The sequence below is a fragment of the Photobacterium ganghwense genome (assembly GCF_003025595.1).
GTDB classification, from domain to species: domain Bacteria; phylum Pseudomonadota; class Gammaproteobacteria; order Enterobacterales; family Vibrionaceae; genus Photobacterium; species Photobacterium ganghwense.
Genome location: NZ_PYMI01000001.1, coordinates 1,213,465 through 1,233,203 on the forward strand (window position 1 = coordinate 1,213,465; position 19,739 = coordinate 1,233,203).

Consider the following 19,739-nt stretch of genomic DNA (forward strand, 5'->3'; position numbering starts at 1 on the left):
GAGTCCACGATGAAATATGCTTTAGGCCCCCTTCTGTATTTCTGGCCGCAAACCGATGTTGAGGCGTTCTACCAACAGGCGAAAGACAGCACAGCGGAGATTATCTATCTGGGAGAAACCGTCTGCTCCAAGCGACGGGAGATGAAACCGGCGCACTGGCTGGCGATAGCCAAAGAACTGGCTGCTGGTGGCAAACAGGTGGTGTTGTCAACCATGGCGCTGCTGGAAGCCCCCAGCGAAGTGAATATCATGAAGAAGTATGTCGACAACGGCGATTTCATGATTGAAGCCAATGACGTTTCTGCCATTCAGCTCGCTCATCAAAGCAAGGTGCCCTTTGTGGTCGGCCCTGCGGTGAACTGCTACAACGCCCAGACGCTAAAACTGTTTCTGGATAAAGGCATGGTACGCTGGTGTATGCCGGTCGAGCTGTCCCGCGAGTGGCTGCAGAATGTGCTCACCGACTGTGACACGCTGGGGATCCGCCATCAGTTTGAAACGGAAGTGTTCAGCTACGGCTACCTGCCGCTGGCCTACTCTGCCCGCTGCTTCACCGCCCGTGCCGAAGACCGCGCCAAAGATGACTGTGAAACCTGCTGTATCAAGTACCCGAATGGAATTACGGTACACAGCCAGGAGTCCCAGAAAGTCTTCACCCTGAACGGTATCCAGACCCAGTCCGGCTATTGTTATAACCTGATCAACGATCAGGCGGGCATGGACGGCTTGGTTGATGTGATTCGCCTCAGCCCGCTCGGAGTCGATACCCTGGCAACGGTTGACCAATTCAGGGCCAACCGTCAGGGCGAGAGCCGCTATCCGCTGGAAGACGGCCATCACTGTAACGGTTACTGGCATAATCTGGCTGGCCTGACGATTCAGGACTGAGCCAAGCAGAAACAAAAAGCCGCGAGAGATCGCGGCTTTTTGTTTGCTTAAGATTTTTACTGTCTTAGCAGGTTCCAATCCGGGCTGTGGCGTGACCTGACGGCGACTCAGCGTTCGTCAGGAGTCTTCGTCTTCAGCCGGAATCATCGGTGTCTCACGCCGCGCTTCTGCCGTCAGGCGGCTCAGCTCCAGCGTGGCAAAACGGTGCTCGACAAACTCATACACATTGCCGGACAACGCCAGTTTATAAAGCATCAGGGCTGAGGCGTAATCCTTGTTATGATGGTACACCTTACCCATGTAGAAATAGGCTTCGGTCAGACGCTCTGCCAACACCTCATTGTCTTCGCTTTCGGTGGTGATCTGTCCCAGGAACTCCCGTTCACTGATCTCCCCCAGATACAGGCGGACAATATGCCAGCCCCAGTCCTGCTTGTCCGCCGCGGCGTAACGCTGACGCAGCTTGTCCAACGCCTGCTGCTCATCCACTTCCAGCTCGACCAGATAGAGCCAGATCACCCGGTAAGGATCATTGATATCCTGCTGGTAATGGGCATTCAGATCTTCGCTGGCCAAATCATACCGGCCGCCATAATACAGGGCGATACCGCGGTTGCGCTGGGCAAACGGGTGGCGAATATTCAGCTCTAGCGTGGAGTCGAAGGCTTCATAGGCCGCATCAAAGTGGGCACTTTGGGTAAAATACACCCCGAGGATATTGAAGACATCCGGCTGATCCGGTTTAAGCGACAAGGATTGGTTAAAATCCAGGCGGGCCAGGTCGCGTAACCCCAGGCTGTCATGCAACAGGCCACGCTCATAATAAATCTGAGCCAGTGTATTACCGTCCAGATCATCGCGTCTGAGTAGCTGATCGATACGCGCCAGCTGAATTTGCTGTTGAATCGTCGGCTGAAAAGGAACTGCCATCGGCGGTTGAGTCCACTGCGACGGCGGTGACGAGCAGCCTGCCAGCATCATAGTGAATGCCAGGCACGCCAGTTTAATCCTATTTGCAATCAATGCAGTTCTCCCTGGGTGAGACTTTACTTATCTCTAGCATAATACCAAACGGTCCATGACGAAGGGCTTTACAGCAAAAGCCAGTGGGCCTCAGAGGCAAATCCCCGATAACCCAGCCCATGCCATCGCCCATTTGGCCAGAATAAAAAAGGGGCTGAATAGCCCCTTTATATCATGCTTTTAACCAAAAACCTTAGGCTTCTGGCTGCTGTTCACCAGCAGGTGCAGCATTCTGGTCTTCCTGAGCTTCTTTCATGCTCAGACGGATACGACCCTGACGGTCGATTTCCAGAACTTTCACCTTCACTTCCTGACCCAGTTCCAGGTGATCTGCCACTTTCTCAATGCGCTCCTGAGAGATTTGAGAAATGTGAACCAGACCTTCTTTAGAACCAATCACAGAAACGAATGCACCGAAGTCAACAATACGCATTACCTTACCGGTATAGATGCGGCCAACTTCAACATCAGCAGTGATTTCTTCGATACGACGGATAGCTTCTTTCGCAGCAGTACCTTCGGTCGCTGCGATCTTCACAGTACCGTCGTCTTCGATTTCAATCGTAGTACCAGTTTCTTCAGTCAGCGCACGAATCACAGCACCACCCTTACCGATCACATCTTTGATCTTCTCAGGGTTGATCTTCATGGTGTGGATACGTGGTGCGAACTCAGAGATATCATCACGTGGCGCGTTGATCGCCTGGTCCATCACGCTCAGGATGTGCGTACGCGCACCTCTCGCCTGATTCAGGGCGATTTGCATGATTTCTTTAGTGATACCTTCGATCTTGATATCCATCTGCAGGGCTGTTACGCCGTCAGCGGTACCCGCCACTTTAAAGTCCATGTCACCCAGGTGATCTTCGTCACCCAGAATGTCAGACAGAACCACAAAGTCTTCGCCTTCTTTAACCAGACCCATTGCGATACCGGCTACAGAGGCTTTAATTGGCACACCCGCGTCCATCAGCGCCAGAGACGTACCACATACTGATGCCATTGAAGACGAACCGTTTGATTCAGTGATCTCAGACACAACACGTACTGTGTACGGGAACTCGTCAACAGAAGGCATTACTGCGGCAATACCACGCTTAGCCAGTTTACCGTGGCCGATTTCACGACGCTTCGGAGAACCTACAAAGCCAGTCTCACCCACACAGTATGGAGGGAAGTTGTAGTGCAGCAGGAAGTGATCTTTACGCTCACCAGTCAGCTCGTCGATGATTTGCGCATCACGCTGTGTACCCAGAGTTGCCGTTACCAGCGCCTGTGTTTCACCACGGGTAAACAGAGATGAACCGTGAGTACGTGGCAGAACGCCAGTACGTACGTCCAGTGCACGAACCATGTCTTTTTCACGACCGTCGATACGTGGGTGGCCAGCGATAATGCGGCTACGTACCACTTTCTTCTCCAGAGAACCCAGCATGTCGCGGATTTCACGCTCGTCCAGAGTTTCGTCCTGCGCCAGCAGCGCTTCAACCACGTCGCCCTTGATCTGGCCAACTTGCTCGTAACGCGCCATTTTCTCAGTGATCTGGTAAGCGTCAGTCAGACGGGCTTCAGCCAGTTCAGCAACACGGGTTTTCAGCTCAGTGTTTTCAACCGGTGCAACCCAGTTCCACGCAGGCGTGTTCACTTCAGCTGCGAACTCTTTGATCGCGTTGATCACAACTTGTTGTTGGTCGTGACCGAACACAACCGCTTGCAGCATTTGCTCTTCACTCAGGCGGTCAGCTTCTGATTCAACCATCAGAACTGCGCTGTCAGTACCAGCAACAACCAGGTCCAGACGGCTTTGTGCTAGTTCAGTGTTGCTTGGGTTCAGAACCAGTTGGTCGTTGATGTAACCCACACGAGCAGCACCGATTGGACCGTTAAACGGAATACCAGAGATTGCCAGCGCCGCAGACGTTGCGATCATAGTAATGATGTCTGGTTGTACATCTGGGTTTACAGAAACCACAGTTGCAATAACCTGAACTTCGTTTTTGAATGCATCTGGGAATAGCGGACGGATTGGACGGTCAATCAGACGAGCAGTCAGTGTTTCGCCTTCTGATGGACGGCCTTCGCGTTTGAAGAAACCACCAGGGATTTTACCCGCAGCGTAAGTACGCTCTTGGTAGTTTACTGTCAGAGGGAAGAAGTCCTGGCCTTCAACAGCTTCTTTCTTGCCCACAACGCTGACGAATACAGAAGTATCGTCCATGCTCGCCATCACAGCGGCAGTCGCCTGACGTGCCATAACGCCAGTTTCTAGAGTAACTGTGTGGTTACCGTACTGGAAAGTCTTTACGATAGGATTCACGTGAATTTCCTTAATATTATTCCGCTTTCTATTTGCGTCGATAAGTATATCTGACACAAGGAAAAGCGTCATGTGATGAAAGACACTTTACAGTAAATTCACGTATCGCGACTAATGCGAAGCCACCCGCTCAAAACGTATCCAACGTGGGCAGACTCGCATTAGCCGCGACCTTAGGGTCGACGAAAACGACTCGTGATTTCTATAAAGCGTAGAAAAAAGAAAGGAGCCTTAACGGCTCCTTTCCTAAGCAATCTTAGCGACGCAGGCCCAGACGCTTAACTAGGTCTTGGTAGCGATCCAGATTCTTACCTTTTAGGTAATCCAGAAGCTTACGACGACGAGAAACCATGCGCAGCAGGCCACGACGGCTGTGGTGGTCGTGTTTGTGGTTAGCAAAGTGACCTTGAAGGTGGTTGATTTGTGCTGTTAGCAGTGCAACCTGAACTTCAGGAGAACCAGTGTCGTTTGCGCCTTGTGCGTATTCAGCAACGATTGCTGCTTTAGTTTCTGCATTCAGAGACATAACTCATTCCTAATAAAAAGGGTTTTAATTTGTGCCAGCCAATCTCTGATTCAGCCGACACCCGAAGCGCGGATTATACTGGCAGCCACCGTGAACTACAAGCAAATATTCCGGCCCTGCTGACAATATTCACAGGCCGTTCGCCCTGCTAAAAGCCCGACGTTCAGGGTGCCCGCGGATAAAGAAAAAGCGGAATCCCGAAGGTTTCCGCTTTGGTTCAGTCCGGTTACCAGCATCTCTGCCAGCCGCGCTTCAACATGGTAGCTTATTGGATGGTTTGCTTGTTTGCCATCACACGTTTCGGTGCCAGCATGCCTTCCCGGTCAATCACGCCAACGCCGATAAAATCGCGCTGTTGACCTACCGTGATGCGTACCTGCGTCCCTTCCGCCGGCACACGCCCCGCATTAACCGGGTTACCGTTCAGAATATAGACGGCCAGCGCCGGCAGGATGTTCACTTCAGGCAAGTCCTGAACCGCGGTATCCGTGGGCAGCAGAAGTTGATCCAGCACTTCACTTGGCACCACATCATCCGCTTTGGCCTGCTCCAGCATCGCTTCCAGCTGTTCCAGGGTAACCATGCGCTCAACCGGGAAGTTCGACACTCCGGTCCGGCGCAGGAAAGTTACGTGCGCGCCGCAACCAAGCATTTCGCCCAGATCATCAACGATGGTACGGATGTACGTCCCTTTCGAGACATGCAGCTCCATTTCCACCTCGTTGTTGCTAAAGCGCAGCAGTTCAACCGAATACACGGTGATCTTGCGGGCTTCACGCGGTACTTCAATGCCTTCACGGGCATATTCATACAGCTTACGGCCCTGGTACTTCAGTGCCGAGTACATCGACGGTACCTGATCCGTGGTGCCACGGAATTTGGCAATGCAGCGTTCCAGCTGACCGCGGTCGACTTTCACTTCACGCGTCTGCACCACTTCACCGTCCGAGTCAGACGTGTCGGTCCGCTCACCCAGTTTGGCAATAACACGGTAGCGTTTGTCAGAGTCCAGCAGGAACTGAGAAAACTTGGTTGCTTCACCAAAACAAATTGGCAGCATCCCGGTTGCCAGCGGATCCAGCGCCCCGGTATGGCCGGCTTTTTCCGCGAAGAAGATACGCTTCACTTTCTGCAGCGCATCGTTTGAACTGATCCCGGTTGGTTTGTCCAGCAGGATCACCCCGTCAACCGGACGCCCCTTACGACGACGTGCCATCAGTTACTCCTCGTCTTCCTCGCGTGGGCTATTGCCACGGCGGTCTTCATCATCACGGACCGCTTTTGTTACCAGGTTCGAGATACGCATACCTTCAGTCAGTGACTTATCGAAAATGAAGTTCAGTTCCGGCGTGACGCGCAGGCGGATTTGCTTACCCAGCAGCGAACGGATGTACGGCGCCATTTCGCGCAGTGCTTCCAGGCTGTCTTCTGCTGTTTGCTCACCCACCGTCAGGAAGGTTACGTACACTTTTGCGTAACCCATATCACGGGAAACGTCGACGCTGGAGATGGTGGCCATGCCAATACGTGGGTCTTTGATCTCGCGTTGCAGGATCACCGCCAGCTCTTTTTGCAGCTGCTGAGCAACACGCTGAGTACGGCTAAATTCTTTAGACATTCTTTTCCTCTCTTAGAGAACAGGCTCTTGAAAGAATGGGGAGCCGAAGCTCCCCATGGATATTATGTAAACCTTTTAGCAGGTTACAGCCTTGAGGATTAGTCAAGGGTACGCTGAATCTCAATGATTTCGTAAACTTCGATCTGGTCACCAACGCGAACATCATTGTAGTTCTTAACGCCGATACCACATTCGTAGCCGTTCTTCACTTCGCTCACGTCATCTTTGAAGCGACGCAGAGATTCCAGTTCACCTTCGTAGATAACCACGTTATCACGCAGAACGCGGATTGGGTTATTACGCTTGATGGTACCTTCAGTAACCATACAGCCTGCAATAGCGCCCAGTTTCGGTGACTTGAACACGTCACGAACTTCAGCCAGACCAATGATTTCCTGCTTGAACTCAGGTGACAGCATACCGCTCATCGCCGCTTTCACTTCGTCGATCAGCTGGTAGATGATTGAGTAGTAACGCAGATCCAGGTTCTCAGTTTCAATCGTCTTACGTGCAGAAGCATCAGCACGCACGTTGAAGCCCAGGACGATTGCGTTAGACGCAGCAGCCAGTACGGCGTCAGTTTCAGTGATACCACCTACACCTGAACCTACGATGTTCACTTTCACTTCGTCGGTAGACAGTTTGCGTAGTGAGTCAGCGATTGCTTCCACAGAACCCTGTACGTCAGCTTTCAGTACCACATTCAGTTCAGCAACTTCACCGGCAGCCATGTTGGCAAACATGTTTTCCAGTTTCGCTTTCTGCTGGCGAGCCAGTTTAACGTCACGGAATTTGCCTTGGCGGTACATTGCAACTTCACGCGCTTTACGCTCGTCACGTACAACTGTCGCTTCGTCACCGGCAGACGGTACGCCTGACAGACCTAGGATCTCAACTGGGATAGATGGACCAGCAGATTCGATCTCCTGACCACGCTCATCACGCATCGCACGAACACGGCCATGCTCCAGACCACACAGAACGATATCGCCCTTGCACAGGGTACCTTCCTGTACCAGAACTGTCGCTACCGGACCGCGGCCTTTATCAAGACGTGATTCAACAACCACACCTTTCGCCATGCCTTCAGCAACTGCTGTTAGTTCAAGAACTTCAGCTTGAAGTAGGATTGCTTCTAGCAGACCGTCGATGTTCGTACCCTGCTTCGCAGAGATGTGAACGAAGATGTTCTCACCGCCCCATTCTTCTGGGATAACGTCGTACTGAGCAAGCTCGTTCTTCACGTTATCTGGGTTCGCATCTTCTTTGTCGATCTTGTTCACGGCAACAATCAGAGGTACGCCAGCCGCTTTCGCGTGCTGAATCGCTTCGATTGTCTGTGGCATTACGCCATCGTCTGCTGCTACAACAAGAACAACGATATCCGTTGCCTGAGCACCACGAGCACGCATTGCGGTAAACGCGGCGTGTCCCGGAGTATCCAGGAAGGTGATCATGCCGTTGTCGGTTTCAACATGGTATGCACCGATGTGCTGGGTAATACCACCGGCTTCGCCCGCAGCAACGTGTGCTTTACGGATGTAGTCAAGCGTAGACGTTTTACCGTGGTCAACGTGACCCATGATGGTAACAACTGGCGCACGAGGAACAGTAGCCAGGTTCTCATCACGATCAGACAGTACCGCTTCTTCCAGCTCGTTTTCTTTACGCAGGATAACCTTGTGACCCATTTCTTCAGCAACCAGTGCAGCGGTTTCCTGATCGATCACTTGGTTGATGGTTGCCATCGCACCCATCTTCATCATCACTTTGATAACTTCAGCAGCTTTTACCGCCATCTTGTTAGCAAGTTCTGACACAACGATTGTTTCGCCGATAACAACGTCTGACTTAGCGACAGTCGCTGTCTTGTCGAAGCCGTGCTGCATTGAGGTTGGCTTAGCCAGCTGCTGCTTGCCACGGCCACGAGGGGCACGGCCACCACGAGGGGCGCGTTCTTCTTGCTGCTTAGCACCGCTCGGCTTTTTCTTCTTGCGGCGGCGTGCTTGTTCTTCTTTACGATCTTGCTCGTCTTCAGCCGCACGTGCGTAACTGGACGTCGTAGTATGGTAGTCGTCTTTATCCATATTACCTGCATTCTGGTCAGGTTTTGACCAGTTCTTTTCATTCATTTCTGCCATCTTGCGTGCCTCTTCTAGCTGACGCTGACTCTCTTCTTCGGCTTTACGCTTGGCTTCCTCTTCCCGGCGACGTTGGAGCGCCTCGGCTTCTTTCTTAGCCTGTTCATCAGCGGCGGCGCGTTTGGCTTTTTCTTCAACCAGACGCTTATCATCAGCTTCACGCTTCAGCTTTTCCTCAGCTTTGCGTTCAGCATTGAGTTCTGACTCTTGCTTAGCTTTTTCTTCAGCTAGGCGTTTCTCTTCCTCAGCGCGCTGTGCAGCCAGCTCAGCATCACGCTTAGCTTGCTCCTCAGCTTCACGTTTCGCGGCTTCTTCCGTTGCACGTTTAGCTGCTTCTTCTGCCTCACGCTGGGCGGCTTCATCCGCCTGGCGCTTCGCTTCTTCCGCGGCACGCTGTTCTTCTTCAAGAGCAGAACGTTTAACATAGGTACGCTTTTTACGCACTTCTACCTGAACACTTTTATTCTTGCCACCAGAGCCCGAAACACTCAGAGTGCTTCGGGTCTTACGTTGCAAGGTAAGGCGTGTAGGAGCCTCGCCAGTACTGCTGCCACCATGTTCTTTTTTCAGGTGGGCCAGCAGCGACTGCTTTTCCTGTTGGCTTACGGTATCGTCAGCTTTTTTGCTGATACCTGCATCGGCAAACTGTTGAAGCAAACGGTCAATTTGCGTACCGATTTCCTCGGATAGTGCTTTAACTGTAACCTCTGACATGCTGCTCCTCCCTTGCGATTTATGAATTATGCTTCGTCACTGAACCAGCAGATATTACGCGCTGCCATGATCAGCTCGCCGGCTCTCGCTTCATCGACACCATCGATATCAATCAGATCGTCGGTACCCTGATCAGCCAGATCTTCCAGCGTGCGAACGCCTTTCGCGGCCAGTTTGAACGCCAATTCACGCTCCAGGCCTTCCAGACCCAGCAGGTCTTCGGCTGGTTCAGCACCTTCCAGTGCTTCTTCCTGAGCCAGAGCAAGCGTGGTCAGTGCTTCTTTTGCACGGTTACGCAGCTCTTCAACTGTTGCTTCATCCAGGCCTTCAACAGCCAGCAGTTCAGCAACTGGAACGTAAGCGATTTCTTCCAGCGTCGTGAAGCCTTCTTCAACCAGACCTGCGGCGAATTCTTCATCGATATCCAGGTACTTAGTGAATACCTCGATAGATTCCTGAGCTTCTTCCTGGTGTTTCTTCTGAAGATCTTCCACTGTCATCACGTTCAGTTCCCAGCCAGTCAGCTGAGAAGCCAGACGTACGTTCTGACCGCTACGGCCGATAGCCTGCGCCAGGTTATCTTTCTCTACGGCGATATCCATGGTGTGGTTGTCTTCATCAACGATGATAGAACTCACTTCAGCAGGAGCCATAGCATTGATCACGAACTGTGCAGGGTTCTCATCCCACAGCACGATATCAATACGCTCGCCGCCCAGCTCACCAGACACAGCCTGAACACGTGCACCACGCATACCAACACACGCACCCACAGGGTCAATACGCTTGTCGTTGGTCTTCACGGCAATTTTCGCACGAGAACCCGGATCGCGTGCCGCGCCCATCAGCTCAATCATCTCTTCGCCGATTTCTGGCACTTCGATGCGGAACAGTTCTGACAGCATTTCAGATTTAGAACGCGTCATGAACAACTGGAAGCCGCGCGCTTCTGGACGCACTGCGTACAGCAGACCACGAACACGGTCACCCGGACGGAAGTTTTCACGAGGCAGCTGATCTTCACGCAGAATCACAGCTTCAGCGTTGTTGCCAAGGTCAATGATAACAGCATCGCGGTTAACTTTCTTGACCACACCGGTAATTAGTTCACCTTCGTTATCGATGAACTGTTCAACGACCTGTGCACGTTCTGCTTCGCGAACTTTCTGAACGATAACCTGCTTGGCTGTCTGAGTAGTGATACGGTCAAACGTTACAGATTCGATCTGCTCTTCAACGTAGTCACCCAGCTCGACGGTTTCGTCATCGTACTGAGCTGCTTCCAAAGTGATTTCCAGCGTAGGCTGAGTCACTTCGTCAACCGCTTTCCAGCGACGGAAAGTTTCGAACTCACCCGTTTTACGATCGATCGCAATACGAACGTCGATTTCAGCTTCGTATTTTTTCTTTGTTGCTGTTGCCAGCGCGATCTCTAGTGCTTCGAAGATACGCTCACGAGGAACAGCTTTTTCGTTGGATACCGCTTCAACGACAGCCAAGATTTCTTTGTTCATTTCTAATGCCCCAATTTAGCGGTTAGAATTTTGGAACCAGGTTGGCTTTGGAAATATTGCTAAGTGCAAATGTTTCTTCATTGCCATCAACGTTTAACGTAACTAGCTCGCCATCAACGGCAACGATGTCACCTTTCCACTTACGACGGTTGCCCATCGCCATTTTCAATACCAGGCTGACCTCGTGGCCAATAAATTGTTGGTAATGTGCGGCTTTAAATAGCGGCCTTTCCAGACCCGGGGAAGAAACCTCCAGGTTGTAAGCAACAGTAATTGGATCTTCAACATCCATTACCGCACTGATCTGGCGGCTCACTTCGGCACAATCTTCTACTGTGATCCCGTTTTCGTGATCAATGTAGACACGCAGTGTCGAGTGTTCGCCTGCGCGGATAAATTCCAGACCCACCAGCTCGTAGCCTGTAGCCGTTACCGGCGCTTCAAGCAGTTCGGTCAATTGCATCTCTAAAGCTGTCAAAACAACCCCCCGGAAACAAAAAAAGGGCTATAAAGCCCAGTAGATACCTGAATGGTCATATTTCAGATAATAAAAAACCCCGAATTACGGGGTTTATTATCACTGGACCCTGATAATCACAGTTCTTACTGTGACTGAAAAAACACACTTCCTTACAAGGATAGTTGTTTTTTCGGAAAGTGGTTGCGGGGGCCGGATTTGAACCAACGACCTTCGGGTTATGAGCCCGACGAGCTACCAAGCTGCTCCACCCCGCGTCCGTAATCTGATGCGAATTATATCGTTCAGAGGTTACTCTTTCAAGTAACGAAACAATGGTGCCGAGAAGGGGACTTGAACCCCTACACCTTACGGCACTAGCACCTCATGCTAGCGTGTCTACCAATTTCACCATCTCGGCTAAATTCTTAGTTACTGAGGAATGTCACTGTTAACTGGTGCATTCTCAGTTTTTTCAACCACTTGCTCAGTTGCTGGGGCACTTAGGTCTTCCCAACCGCTGTTTTCGTGTGCTTGTTTAGTGCTCATGTTACCCAGCACCAGGCTAATCACGAAGAAGATGGTTGCAAAAATTGCGGTCATTCGGGTCAGAAAGTTACCAGAGCCGCTTGCGCCAAACAGTGTACCTGAAGCGCCAGCCCCGAATGAAGCTCCCATATCTGCGCCTTTACCTTGTTGAACCAAAACCAGGCCAATCACACCAAGCGCAGCCAACAGATAAATCACAAGTAGAATTTCGTACATGGGTTCCACCTATGGTTAAGTTGTTGTGCCGGCTTTGCTTTAGCAGTGCCAGCGCACCCCTTCCTAAGGAGCGGGATGAATACTAGCGAAAGCGCTCTTTAGTGACAAGTAAAATTTCATCGAAAAATCAGTTTCGTGAATCACCTGTCGAAGAAATAAGCAAAACCGGCGCTCTTCCTGACGCGAACACGCGCGCCATTAACAGTTGTCTTTGACGGCCTGCGCTATTTGCTGTGCGGATGCTTCAACCAGCTCGGCATCCTCACCTTCAACCATCACCCGGATCAGCGGTTCTGTGCCGGATTTTCGCAGCAGAACGCGACCTTTATTACCCAGTTTAGCTTCTACAGCTGCCTGGGCAGACAATACCGCATCTGATTCCAGCGGATTGGAATCCCCCGAGAATCGCACATTGACCAGCACCTGCGGGTACATGGTCATGCCATCGGCCAGCTCTTTCAGTGACATTTTACTGCCAACCATCGCAGCCATGATCTGCAGCCCCGCTACAATACCGTCACCGGTTGTGACTTTATCCAGCAGGATCACGTGACCAGAGTTTTCTGCACCAATCAGCCAATTATGTTTTTGCAGCTCTTCCATGACATAGCGGTCACCCACTTTGGCACGAACGAACGGAATCCCCAGTTGTTTGAGGGCATTTTCCATCCCCAGGTTGGTCATCAGCGTACCAACAACACCACCTTTCAGCTCGCCACGGCGCAGGGCATCACGGGCAATGATGTAGGCAATCTGATCGCCGTCGATTTTGTTGCCCTCTTCATCCACCATGATCACCCGGTCACCATCGCCGTCCAGTGCAATGCCAAAGTTCGCCTTCTCTTCTAGCACTTTCGCCTGCAGGGCTGCAACATCAGTCGCGCCGACCTGATCATTGATGTTGGTACCGTTCGGGGAACACCCGATAGTGATCACTTCAGCACCCAGCTCTTTAAAGACATTCGGGGCGATGTGATAAGTGGCACCGTGAGCACAGTCGACAACAATTTTGTAGCCGGCCAGATCGTATTTGCTCGGGAAAGTGCCTTTGCAAAACTCAATGTAACGTCCGGCGGCATCGTTGATACGGTATGCTTTCCCCAGCAGCGCAGACTCCACACAGGTCAGCGGCTTGTCCATTTCTTCTTCGATAGCCAGCTCAACCTCATCCGGCAGTTTGGTGCCTTCCGAAGAAAAGAACTTGATCCCGTTGTCGTAATACGGATTGTGGGATGCAGAAATCACAATGCCCGCTTCTGCCCGGAAAGTGCGGGTCAGATAAGCAACAGCTGGTGTAGGCATCGGACCGGTAAATGCTGCCTGCAGCCCCGCCGCCGCCAGACCTGCTTCCAGTGCTGATTCCAGCATGTAACCGGAAATACGGGTATCCTTACCAATAATTACTTTTCGGGTTCCTTCTTTGGCCAGAACCCGTCCGGCCGCCCAACCCAGTTTAAGAACAAAATCAGGCGTGATTGGCGCTTTGCCCACAAACCCGCGCACCCCGTCGGTGCCAAAATATTTACGCTCTGCCATGAATCACTCCTAGCAACTAATGATTTCAACCAGGGTTGTTATAATTTCAGACCCGTCTGATGTGATTAACGCTGCGCCAGCGTCATTTCACACACCTTCAGTACATCGACGGTTTCTTTAGCATCGTGTACCCGGATGATCTGCGCACCTTTCATGGCGGCAATCGCGGCGCACGCCAGACTTCCGGCCAGACAGTCCGCTGGCTGTTTCTCTAATAATTTATGAATCATTGATTTACGCGACATCCCCACCAACAGGGGCAAACCGAACTGATGGAACGACTCGAGATGCGCCAGCAGCCGGTAGTTATGCTCAAGGGTTTTACCAAATCCAAACCCCGGATCCAACAATAGCTTATCGCGGGCAATGCCTGCCGCTTCGCAAGCGGCGACCCGCTCAGCCAAAAAGTCGCCGACATCCGCAATTACATCCTGATAGGAAGGTTCTGCCTGCATGGTCCGAGGCTGTCCCTGCATATGCATCAGACAAACCGGCACCCCGGCAGCAGCCGCAGCAGCCAGTGCACCAGGCTCCCGTAGCGCACGAATATCATTGATCAGATCCGCACCGGCTTTGACTGACTCCGTCATGACTTCGGCTTTGCTGGTATCAATGGAGATCCAGCAGTCGAATCGCTGGCTGATGGCTTCAATTACCGGGATGACCCGGTCCAACTCGTCCTGCTGACTGACATCCGCCGCACCCGGGCGGGTTGATTCACCACCGATATCCAAAATAGTCGTACCGGCAGCCAGCATCTCTTCGGCATGACGTAATGCCGCATCCATCCGGTTGAAACGGCCGCCATCAGAAAAGGAGTCTGGTGTGACATTGAGGATCCCCATGGTATGGGGACGTGACAGATCCAGGGTTTTCTCTTTATTCGTCAGAATCAAGTTTTGGCTCCTCAACTGGTTCAATTCCATGAGCATAAAACAATAAAAAACCCCGACCAGAGCCGGGGTTTAAATCATATCGGGCGGTTATGCGTTTGGCTTATCATCTTCACTGCGATGAATCGCCGGTGCATCGGCAGTTTCCTGCTCGTCATCCACCTCTTGGGCTGGCGCTTGCTCAGCAGTTTGTTCTGCTTTGGCTTCGTGCGGCTCACACACTTTCATGGTGTCGTTTTCGTCACCCCAACCTTTTGGTGCGCGAATCACTTCTTTGCGCTTCATCAGGTCGTCAATCTGGCCGGCATCGATGGTTTCATACTTCATCAGTGCATCTTTCATCGAGTGCATGATGTCCATGTTAGCCATCAGAATCTCACGGGCACGCTCGTAATTACGATCGATAATTGCACGTACTTCCGCATCGATAGCGCGCGCTGTTTCATCAGACATGTGCTTGGTTTTCGTGACCGAACGACCCAGGAACACTTCGCCTTCATCTTCAGCATACAACAGTGGACCCATCTTCTCGGAGAAGCCCCACTGTGTCACCATCTTACGGGCGATTTCGGTCGCACGTTCGATATCGTTTGATGCACCAGTAGATACTTTTTCTATACCGTAGATCAGTTCTTCTGCCAGACGACCGCCGTACAGGCTGGAAATCATCGATTCCAGGTACTCACGTGAGTGGCTGACACGATCCTGCTCAGGCAGGTACATGGTCACACCCAGCGCTCGGCCGCGTGGAATGATAGACACTTTATAAACAGGGTCATGATCCGGTACCAGGCGACCAATGATAGCGTGGCCCGCTTCATGGTATGCCGTGGACTCTTTCTGCTCCTGCGTCATCACCATAGACTTACGCTCAGCACCCATCATGATCTTGTCTTTGGCCAGTTCAAACTCAACCATAGACACGGTGCGCTTGTTACCACGCGCCGCAAACAACGCCGCTTCGTTCACCAAGTTAGCCAGGTCAGCACCAGAGAAGCCTGGAGTACCACGTGCAATCAGCTCAGGTTTCACATCACCATCCAGTGGCACTTTACGCATGTGCACTTTCAGGATCTGCTCACGACCACGAACATCCGGCAGACCAACGACCACCTGACGGTCGAAACGACCAGGACGCAGCAGAGCCGGGTCCAGAACGTCCGGACGGTTGGTTGCCGCAATCACGATAATGCCTTCATTACCTTCAAAGCCGTCCATTTCAACCAGCATCTGGTTCAGGGTTTGCTCACGCTCATCGTGACCACCACCGACACCAGCGCCACGCTGACGACCCACCGCATCAATCTCATCAATAAAGATGATACAAGGTGCAGCTTTCTTGGCTTGCTCGAACATGTCACGGACACGGGATGCACCCACACCGACGAACATTTCAACGAAGTCAGAACCAGAGATAGTAAAGAACGGTACTTTGGCTTCACCGGCGATGGCTTTTGCCAGCAGGGTTTTACCGGTACCTGGAGGACCAACCATCAGAACACCAGTCGGAATCTTACCGCCCAGTTTCTGGAAGCGGCTTGGATCACGCAGGTAATCCACCAGCTCTTTCACATCTTCCTTGGCTTCATCACAGCCAGCGACGTCTGCAAAGGTGGTTTTGATCTGGTCTTCACTCATCATACGGGCTTTCGATTTACCGAACGACATGGCACCTTTGCCACCCCCGCCCTGCATCTGACGCATGAAGAAGATCCAGACCCCGATCAGCAACAGCATCGGGAACCAGGAAATGAAAATAGATGCTAACAAGCTAGGTTCTTCTGGTGGAGTACCCAGCACTTTAACATTTGCGTTAATCAGATCGTCTAACAGCTTTTGATCGTTGTAGACAGGCAGATAGGTGACGTATCGCGTGTTATCACGTTTGAATACGGTAATTTCACGATCATTGAATCGCACTTCCCTAATCTGATCCTGACCGATTTCACGGACAAAGGTTGTATAGTCGACTTGACGGCCAGCATTATCACCGGGTCCGAAGCTCTGAAAAACAGACATCAGAACCACAGCGATGACTAACCACAGAATCAAGTTTTTTGCCATGTCACTCAAGGTGTTAACCTCGCGATAACTAAATAAATGAATTTAGGGTACTACAGTTTGTAACCTGTAGCTACAATATATACCTCACGAGAGCGATCCCGCGATGAATCCGGTTTGCGGATTTTGACCACTTTGAACATAGAGCGCACTTCCGCCAGATATGGGTCAAAGCCTTCACCTTGAAAAACTTTTACCGCAAAGCTGCCGTTAGGCGCAAGTACTTGTCTACACATATCTAATGCTAGTTCAACAAGATACATTGCTCTAGGCTGATCTGATGCCAGGTTACCACTCATGTTAGGCGCCATGTCCGACAGAACCACATCGACCATGTCCGGCTGAATACGCTCCAACAGAGCATCCAACACGGCTTCCTCACGGAAATCACCTTGCAGGAAGCTTACGCCCGGCAGTGAGTCCATTGGCAGAATGTCACAGGCAATCACCTGACCTTCGTCACCAACAATCTCAGCCGCATACTGTGACCAGCCGCCAGGTGCCGCCCCCAGATCCACGACTGTCATACCAGGTTTCAGAAGCTTATCTTTTTTCTGGATTTCTTCAATTTTGAAGATGGCACGGGAGCGGTAGCCCTTTTTTTGTGCTTCCTGAACATATTTGTCATCAAAATGTTCTTTCAGCCAACGGCCGGAGCTGGCCGAATGCTTTTTTTTACTCATGATTTACCTAATGAGTTTGGGGACTTATCAAGTATACTCAGCAACACCATTGATGGCGTATACTAAACAAATTAGTCATCCAGACTATATGGCGTTAGAATACGCGGTTTTCAACCCTAGAATGAAATAGAGTCGACATGAATCTAAGCACCAAGCAGAAGCAATACCTTAAAGGTCTTGCGCACAACCTAAAACCTGTAGTCTTAATGGGTGCAAATGGCTTAACTGAAGCCGTGCTGGCCGAAATCGAACTGGCACTTGACCACCATGAGCTTATCAAGGTTAAGGTTGCTGCTGAAGAGCGCGAAACCAAGTTTTTGATCGTTGATGCCATTGTTCGCGAAACCAAAGCTGAAAAGGTTCAGGTTATCGGGAACACGCTGGTTCTTTACCGTCAAAGTGAAAATCGAAAAATCGAATTGCCACGCAAATAAAAAAGGCCGCCGCTGCGGCCTTTTTTATACCTCAATCACGGCAGGGTGTGCCGTGATTTTTATCTGATAGTCACAATTTCTAACAAATTCTGCTGGTTACAGGTAGGCAACGTCAGAAATTTCGAATTCGCGCTTACCGCCCGGCGTCGTGATTGACACTTCGTCGTCTTGCATTTTACCAATCAGACCACGAGCGATCGGCGAGTTCACAGAGATACGACCCGCTTTGATGTCAGCTTCGTCATCACCTACGATCTGGTAGGTCACTTCTTCATCGGTATCAATGTCGATCAGCGTAACTGTCGAGCCGAAAATCACTTTGCCAGCGTTCTGCATCTTAGTCACATCGATCACCTGCGCCATCGACAGCTTGTACTCGATGTCGCGAATTTGTGCTTCACAAATGCCCTGCTCTTCACGCGCAGCGTGGTATTCTGCGTTTTCCTTCAGGTCACCCAGTTCGCGTGCTTCTGCAATCGCTTGAGAGATCAGCGGGCGACGTTTCATCAGAATATCCAGTTCTTCACGCAGCATCTTTTCGCCGCGCACTGTCATTGGAATCTTATCCATATTTTTATTTACCTCAACGCCCGTATAGCCAAGGCTATAGAAGGCAAAACAAAGCCAGCCCGGCGACCAGGCCGAACCATATCAATTAAAGGGAACGCTTCATTCTAAACAAAGATTCCTCAGAGATCACCTTTGTTCCTCAGCAACCCTCCTCAAACCGGCGAAATTCGCAGTCTTCTGACAAGGCCTAACGAATGCCACAAAATAAGTATATGTAGCAGATCACAAATATACGCAAAGTAACAAATTAACCCTACGTTTTAGATGTCAATAAAAGACTAAAAACAACTAAAAAGCCACAACCTAAAGGAACTTCCAAGTTTTAAAGTAAACACCTGAAAAACAAGGATTAAAAATATCTAAAATGCACAATTTTCCTTTTGGATAAGTATTTTTCAGTTTTTTTTACTAACAGTTCGCCAGGCACAACCAGTAAAAAGAACACTATGCATTTAGCACAAGAATGCATCAGACAAAAAATTCCAAAAGGATTCGATAATGAACAAGACACTGATTGCACTGACAGTAGCAGCGGCTTCAATCTCTTCTGTAGCTACAGCCGCAGAAGTTTACTCGGACGAAACTTCTAGCCTGGCAATTGGCGGCCGTTTCGAAGCTCGTGGCGTTATGAAAGAAAACGACCAGGGCAGCAACAAAGTCACCGATAAATCACGTGTACGTATCAACGTAGCAGGTAAAACTGACATCACTGATTCTCTGTACGGTATCGGTTTCTGGGAAGGCGAGTACACCAGCTCTGGCTCTTCTGACGACAAAGGTGATGTCAACAACCGTCACCTGAACGCAGGTATCGGCGGCGACTTTGGTAAAGTGGTATACGGTAAAACTGACGGCTCTCTGGGCATGATCACTGACTTTACCGATATCATGGCTTACCACGGTAACGAAGCGGGTAACAAAGTAGCTGCAGCTGACCGTGCCGGTGACAACCTGGCTTACACCGGTTCTTTCGATCTGGGCGGCAACAACCTGACTCTGAAAGCGAACTACGTGTTTGACGACGGCAAAGGCTCTGAAGGTCTGGACGACGGTTACTCTGTAGGTGCAATCTACGCTCTGGACATGGGTCTGGCGTTCGGTGCAGGTTACGGTGAGCAAGACACAGCGACTAACAGTGCATTTAACGGCGAAACTCAGAAGCAAACATTCGGTGCAATCTCTTACACCGTGGGTGACTTCTACTTTGCGGGTCTGTACCAAGACGCTCGCCACACTGAAGAAAACTCTGACAAACAACGTGGTTACGAATTCGCAGCGTCTTACACTATGGATAAGACTGTATTCATCGCGACTTACAACTTCCGTGAAGACCGTTCAAACGACGTTGACCTGAACGACTCGATTGCTATTGATGCGACTCACTACTTCAACAGCAACTTCCGTACTTACGCGTCTTACAAGTTCAACCTGCTGGATTCTGACAAAGTAGGTAAAGCGAACGCATCTGACGAGTTCGTACTGGGTGCTCGTTACGACTTCTAATGCAATGGTTGCCTGACAAAGGCAAAGTCATTACATAGACTTTACAGCGTCAGCCTTCGGGTTGGCGCTGTTTTGTTTTATGATGACTGACCCTGA

General features: G+C 50.8%; 17 protein-coding genes and 2 tRNA genes. 3 read left to right on the forward strand and 16 right to left on the reverse strand.

Annotated features, from left to right (window positions below):
• Positions 1–9: 9 nt before the first annotated feature.
• Positions 10–888, forward strand: a complete 879-nt coding sequence (locus tag C9I92_RS05320; protein WP_047886508.1) for a U32 family peptidase — start codon at positions 10–12, stop codon at positions 886–888.
• Between the two features lie 117 nt (positions 889–1,005).
• On the opposite strand, the gene nlpI is transcribed toward C9I92_RS05320, so the two are convergent.
• The 15 genes from nlpI to rlmE form a co-directional block, all read right to left on the reverse strand.
• Entirely contained in the window at positions 1,006–1,911 is a 906-nt protein-coding gene (gene nlpI / locus C9I92_RS05325; RefSeq protein ID WP_084712647.1) for a lipoprotein NlpI, read from the reverse strand.
• 193 nt (positions 1,912–2,104) lie between these two features.
• A complete protein-coding gene (gene pnp / locus C9I92_RS05330; RefSeq protein WP_047886507.1) occupies positions 2,105–4,228 on the reverse strand; it encodes a polyribonucleotide nucleotidyltransferase in 2,124 nt (707 codons plus the stop codon).
• A gap of 256 nt (positions 4,229–4,484) precedes the next feature.
• Positions 4,485–4,754: a 30S ribosomal protein S15 gene (rpsO, locus tag C9I92_RS05335; protein WP_047886506.1), complete on the reverse strand. Its 270-nt coding sequence runs from the start codon at positions 4,752–4,754 to the stop codon at positions 4,485–4,487.
• Between the two features lie 265 nt (positions 4,755–5,019).
• Entirely contained in the window at positions 5,020–5,970 is a 951-nt protein-coding gene (gene truB / locus C9I92_RS05340) for a tRNA pseudouridine(55) synthase TruB (RefSeq protein WP_047886505.1), read from the reverse strand.
• 3 nt (positions 5,971–5,973) lie between these two features.
• Positions 5,974–6,372, reverse strand: a complete 399-nt coding sequence (gene rbfA, locus C9I92_RS05345) for a 30S ribosome-binding factor RbfA (RefSeq protein ID WP_047886504.1) — start codon at positions 6,370–6,372, stop codon at positions 5,974–5,976.
• 98 nt (positions 6,373–6,470) lie between these two features.
• Entirely contained in the window at positions 6,471–9,227 is a 2,757-nt protein-coding gene (gene infB, locus C9I92_RS05350; RefSeq protein ID WP_047886503.1) for a translation initiation factor IF-2, read from the reverse strand.
• Positions 9,228–9,253: 26 nt separating this feature from the next.
• On the reverse strand, positions 9,254–10,741 hold the full coding sequence (gene nusA / locus C9I92_RS05355; protein ID WP_047886502.1) for a transcription termination factor NusA: 1,488 nt from the start codon (positions 10,739–10,741) through the stop codon (positions 9,254–9,256).
• Between the two features lie 22 nt (positions 10,742–10,763).
• Positions 10,764–11,219: a ribosome maturation factor RimP gene (rimP, locus tag C9I92_RS05360; RefSeq protein WP_047886501.1), complete on the reverse strand. Its 456-nt coding sequence runs from the start codon at positions 11,217–11,219 to the stop codon at positions 10,764–10,766.
• 180 nt (positions 11,220–11,399) lie between these two features.
• A tRNA-Met gene (locus C9I92_RS05365) sits at positions 11,400–11,476 on the reverse strand.
• 58 nt (positions 11,477–11,534) lie between these two features.
• A tRNA-Leu gene (locus C9I92_RS05370) sits at positions 11,535–11,619 on the reverse strand.
• An 11-nt stretch (positions 11,620–11,630) separates the two neighbouring features.
• Positions 11,631–11,963 carry a preprotein translocase subunit SecG gene (gene secG, locus C9I92_RS05375; protein WP_047886500.1) on the reverse strand — a complete coding sequence of 111 codons (333 nt, stop codon included), beginning with the start codon at positions 11,961–11,963 and terminating at the stop codon, positions 11,631–11,633.
• A 198-nt stretch (positions 11,964–12,161) separates the two neighbouring features.
• Positions 12,162–13,499, reverse strand: a complete 1,338-nt coding sequence (glmM, locus tag C9I92_RS05380; protein WP_047886499.1) for a phosphoglucosamine mutase — start codon at positions 13,497–13,499, stop codon at positions 12,162–12,164.
• 65 nt (positions 13,500–13,564) lie between these two features.
• Entirely contained in the window at positions 13,565–14,395 is an 831-nt protein-coding gene (gene folP / locus C9I92_RS05385; RefSeq protein WP_047886498.1) for a dihydropteroate synthase, read from the reverse strand.
• Between the two features lie 87 nt (positions 14,396–14,482).
• Positions 14,483–16,456 carry an ATP-dependent zinc metalloprotease FtsH gene (gene ftsH / locus C9I92_RS05390; RefSeq protein WP_047886497.1) on the reverse strand — a complete coding sequence of 658 codons (1,974 nt, stop codon included), beginning with the start codon at positions 16,454–16,456 and terminating at the stop codon, positions 14,483–14,485.
• A gap of 50 nt (positions 16,457–16,506) precedes the next feature.
• Complete coding sequence (gene rlmE, locus C9I92_RS05395) at positions 16,507–17,136, reverse strand: 23S rRNA (uridine(2552)-2'-O)-methyltransferase RlmE (RefSeq protein WP_047886496.1); 630 nt, start codon at positions 17,134–17,136, stop codon at positions 16,507–16,509.
• Between the two features lie 137 nt (positions 17,137–17,273).
• Here rlmE and yhbY point away from each other — a divergent pair, with 137 nt between their 5' ends.
• Complete coding sequence (gene yhbY / locus C9I92_RS05400; protein WP_047886495.1) at positions 17,274–17,570, forward strand: ribosome assembly RNA-binding protein YhbY; 297 nt, start codon at positions 17,274–17,276, stop codon at positions 17,568–17,570.
• A gap of 96 nt (positions 17,571–17,666) precedes the next feature.
• Here the strand turns inward: yhbY and greA are convergent, their stop codons facing one another.
• Positions 17,667–18,140, reverse strand: coding sequence for a transcription elongation factor GreA (gene greA, locus C9I92_RS05405; protein ID WP_047886494.1), 474 nt, complete (start codon positions 18,138–18,140; stop codon positions 17,667–17,669).
• Between the two features lie 498 nt (positions 18,141–18,638).
• Between greA and C9I92_RS05410 the strand changes: the two genes are divergently transcribed.
• A complete protein-coding gene (locus C9I92_RS05410) occupies positions 18,639–19,643 on the forward strand; it encodes a porin (RefSeq protein ID WP_047886493.1) in 1,005 nt (334 codons plus the stop codon).
• Positions 19,644–19,739: the final 96 nt, after the last annotated feature.